We start from the raw sequence: 3,786 nt of genomic DNA on the forward strand, positions 1-3,786 counted from the left end.
GGCGAAACGCGGCACATCAGCGGTGGTGGTGACCTCGATGTGCTCGACGCGGTGACGGCTGTCGCGCTTGCCGTTCGCCTTCTGCGCCGCCTCATAACCGTCGAGCACCGCGCGCACCGCGCCGTCGCCGATCGAATGCACGGCGATCTGCAGCCCGCGTCTGTCGACCGCGACGGCCAGATCGATGAACTGTTGCGGCGTGAACAGCGGCTCGCCCACCCAGTCGAGCCGGTCGGCATAAGGCTCGACCATGACAGCTGTCCAGGAATCGAGAACGCCGTCGTAGAACACCTTGACCATGCCCGACGACAGCCATTCGCTGTTGTAGCGTTCGGCCATATCAGACGCCTTGTCGAGCATGTCGAGCGTCATGAAATTCTTGTAGTGGAACGGGATCTTGACGCGGCAGGGCAAGCCTTCCTCGGCGTCGATCTCGGCCAGCAGCTCAAGCTGATAGAGATTGCCGTCCATGTTCTGGATCGAGGTGATGCCGTGGCGGGCGCACCAGGCGAGCCCGCGCCGCATGATGTCGCGGTCGGCGTCCCGCTCCGCCGTCGTCGGCATCGGGTCCGGCTCGCCGCCGGTCGACAGCCCCAGCCGCACCCGGCCTTCGCCGGCAAGATCGAGCACCGGGCCAAAGGCCTCGCCTTCGCGCAATTCACCGGCGGCCAGACCATCGTCACCCATGACGATCTCATTGCCCGGACCAAGCGTGCGCCCCTGCAGGATGCCGGCCATTTCCAGCGCCTTGGTGTTGGCCCACATGGTGTGATGGTCGGGCGCCGCCATGCAGAACGGGCGATCGGGCAAGATGGCGTCGAGGTGATGGCGCGTCACGCGCTCGCTGCCGAGCACGGTGTAGTCGACGCCCTGGCCGACCAGCATCTTCGCGTCGGGCCGGGTCGGCGCATAGTCGCGGATCGCCTTCTGCAGCGCCTCGAAGCCATGAATACCGGTGAGTTGAAGGTGGGCAAGTTCAGCCCCGCCCGAAAACAGATGCATATGGGCTTCGATGAACCCCGGGACCACCGAACCGCCCTTGGCGTCGATGACCCTGGTGGCCGGTCCCTTGAACTCTTCGATGGAGGCGCGGCTGCCGATGGCGACGATTGCGCCATCCTTGACGGCGACAGCCTCGGCGGTGGGATTGTCGTCGTCCATGGTCTGCACGAGACCGTTGATGACGATCAGATCCGCATTGTGACCCGCACCTGTGACAGACATCGCGACTCCGCGCTTTTGACGACTGACTGGGACCGATAAACCCTCTTGTCCAACAACCTGCCACCCCACCGGAGCGACGCCATGGACGAAAAAGAATGCCAGTGCGCTGTCTTGGAAATTCCCCTTGTCATCCCGAGAGGCAGCGTGGATAAAGAATGCGACTGATTATTCGCGTTTGTCAACATGCCGAATCTGGAATGTATTGTGGACAGCAAGCTCCCACCATGTTGAGACCGGGCGGGGAACGAGGACATCGGACAGTGAAGCGCAGTCTCGATCGCAAAACCAGGATAGCGCTCGAACCGCGCAAACAGCCGCGGCAACAACGCTCCAGCAAGGTGGTCGACCGGATTCTCGACGCAGCGCTGGTCTTGACGCGGGAGCAAGGAACCAAGACGCCCACGACGCTCGCCATTGCGCAGCGCGCAGGCTTGTCGGTTGGTTCGATCTACCAATACTTTCCCAACAAGGAAGCCATTCTTCTGGACCTCGCCCGGCGCTGGCTGTCATCCTTTCCCGAGGTGATCGCCAAGCGTATCAAGGTCGCCCCGCCCACCAACCGTGAAGAGTTTCGGCGCGAAGTGCGCAAGCTCTTCATCGACACGTCCAGACTCTACCTCGAAAACGCCAGCCTGATGCCGGTGATCGAGGCCATTTCAGGCAATGCCGACCTCAGGCCGATCCAGAACGAATATGACGAGCAGATCATCGCGCTCTACGCCGCATGGCTGCAGCATGTGAACCCGGCGCTTGAAGACAAGATCGCCAGCCGGCTCGGCGTGCTGATGATGGACGTCGGGCACGCCTGCCGGCTTGTCGGGTTGAAAAGCGACCGCAAGACATACGACCTCATCGAGGATGATGTGGAAAGAATGTGGCTCGCTCTGGTGAGCCCTTATCTCAATCTTGAATCTTGACTGATTTCGCACTTCGAGAGGAATTTATGAAGACTGTTTTCTCCCCCCTTCACGCCGGCCATGCCGGCCAAATGGAACTGGTCACATCAGCCATCGTGCCGGGTTTCGAAAAGCCATCGAGGGCCGAATTCATCAAGGCACGGGTCGAAAGCGAGAAACTGGGTCCCATCATCGCGCCGCACGAACATGACCTCGCCGCCGCCAAGCGCATCCACAAATCGGACTATATCGACTTTCTTCCGACGGTCTGGCCGCAATGGCTGCAAGCAGGCCTCACGGGCACGGCGATGCCCTTCACCTGGCCGACGCGCGGCCTGCGCGGCGACGTGCCGCCAAAGCGCGTCGACGCACTGCTCGGCTATTATTCCTTCGATGCCGGCGCCACCTTCGTCGAAGGCACATGGGCTGCGATCAAGTCTTCTTACGATGTGGCGCTGACCGCCGCCGGCCTGGTCAAGGATGGCGAGGCTTCCGCCTTCGCGCTCTGCCGTCCGCCCGGCCACCATGCCGGGGCTGGCTTCATGGGCGGCTATTGCTACATCAACAACGCCGCCGTCGCCGCGCAATGGTTCCGCGACCAGGGCGCCAAACGCATCTCGATCCTCGATGTCGACTATCACCACGGCAACGGCACGCAGGAGATCTTCTACGACCGTGCCGACGTCCAGGTGCTCAATCTGCATGGCGATCCGATGGTCGAGTACCCGTTCTTCCTCGGCCATGCCGACGAACGCGGCGCGGGTGCCGGCGAAGGCTTCAACATCAACTATCCGATGCCCTTCGGCACCGACTGGGATGCATGGAACGCCTCGCTCGAGGATGCCTGCGCCAGGCTCACCGCTTATGCACCGGATGTCGTCATCGTCTCGCTGGGTGTCGATACGTTCGAGAAGGACCCGATCAGCCAGTTCAAGCTGAAGACATCTGATTATCCAAAGATCGGCCGCCGCATCGGCGGGCTCGGCCTGCCGACGCTGTTCGTCATGGAAGGCGGCTATGCCGTCGAGGAGATCGGCATCAACGCGGTCGGCGTGCTGACCGGGTTCGAGGATCGGTAAATGCCTGTCGTCCCGGAGCATCTAGCGGTTTTGGGACAACGACAGGCATAAGCAAGGGACGGCCGGGACCGGGCGGCAACATCGCCCGGTTCCCACTATCGGGCCAAGGCACCAGCCTTCGGCACGGCAACCGGCGCGCCCATCTGTTCAATGCTCCCGAGCCTGGCGAAATCGACCGGCCGCCGAAATGGCCGGCGAAGGTTTTCGCGTCCCGGTCTTCTGTTCCGAGGCGCGAAAACCGACCTCTGAGTCGCACGTGTGTCCATCGGATTCGATTTTGTCAAATCGCGTTTGATGTCAGATTCAACTGCGGGTAGATTAGACCCGAATCAGCCGGTCCTTGGGGGGCGCGGCGAACACCCAAAGTCTCTTGTTCCGGAGCTTTTCCGGCACCAGACGCGGACGGCTTCGCGTTCCCTGAATGGATTCGGGATTTGGTTCGGCGCAGCCCTGCGCCACGCGTGTGTCTTCGTCAAAGTAATGCGTATTCGGGTTTGGCGGCTGGCTTCCAGCATCCGGACAGCAGAAACGATTCCGGCCAAAAGCAACAAGAATGAGCAGTCCCGCCGCACTTCTTCAATCCGACA

The 3,786-nt window shown here is 61.8% G+C and carries 4 protein-coding genes; 3 read left to right on the forward strand and 1 reads right to left on the reverse strand.

Annotated features, from left to right (window positions below; all coding sequences use genetic code 11):
- Positions 1-1,224 (reverse strand): amidohydrolase (locus tag EN984_RS25850; RefSeq protein ID WP_164765650.1); only part of this gene is annotated, 1,224 nt, incomplete at its 3' end.
- Between the two features lie 260 nt (positions 1,225-1,484).
- Here EN984_RS25850 and EN984_RS25855 point away from each other — a divergent pair.
- The 3 genes from EN984_RS25855 to EN984_RS38285 form a co-directional block, all read left to right on the forward strand.
- A complete protein-coding gene (locus tag EN984_RS25855; protein ID WP_127268995.1) occupies positions 1,485-2,141 on the forward strand; it encodes a TetR/AcrR family transcriptional regulator in 657 nt (218 codons plus the stop codon).
- 26 nt (positions 2,142-2,167) lie between these two features.
- Entirely contained in the window at positions 2,168-3,199 is a 1,032-nt protein-coding gene (locus EN984_RS25860) for a histone deacetylase family protein (RefSeq protein ID WP_127268994.1), read from the forward strand.
- Between the two features lie 258 nt (positions 3,200-3,457).
- A partial coding sequence (locus tag EN984_RS38285) for a hypothetical protein (protein WP_206517475.1) occupies positions 3,458-3,786 on the forward strand: 329 nt, incomplete at its 3' end.

This window comes from Mesorhizobium sp. M7A.F.Ca.CA.004.12.1.1, assembly GCF_003997835.1.
Lineage (GTDB): Bacteria > Pseudomonadota > Alphaproteobacteria > Rhizobiales > Rhizobiaceae > Mesorhizobium.

Excerpts from the sequence above, each read along its gene's own strand:
- EN984_RS25860 (WP_127268994.1), top strand. The coding sequence starts at position 2,168 with ATGAAGACTGTTTTCTCCCCCCTTCACGCCGGCCATGCCGGCCAAATG.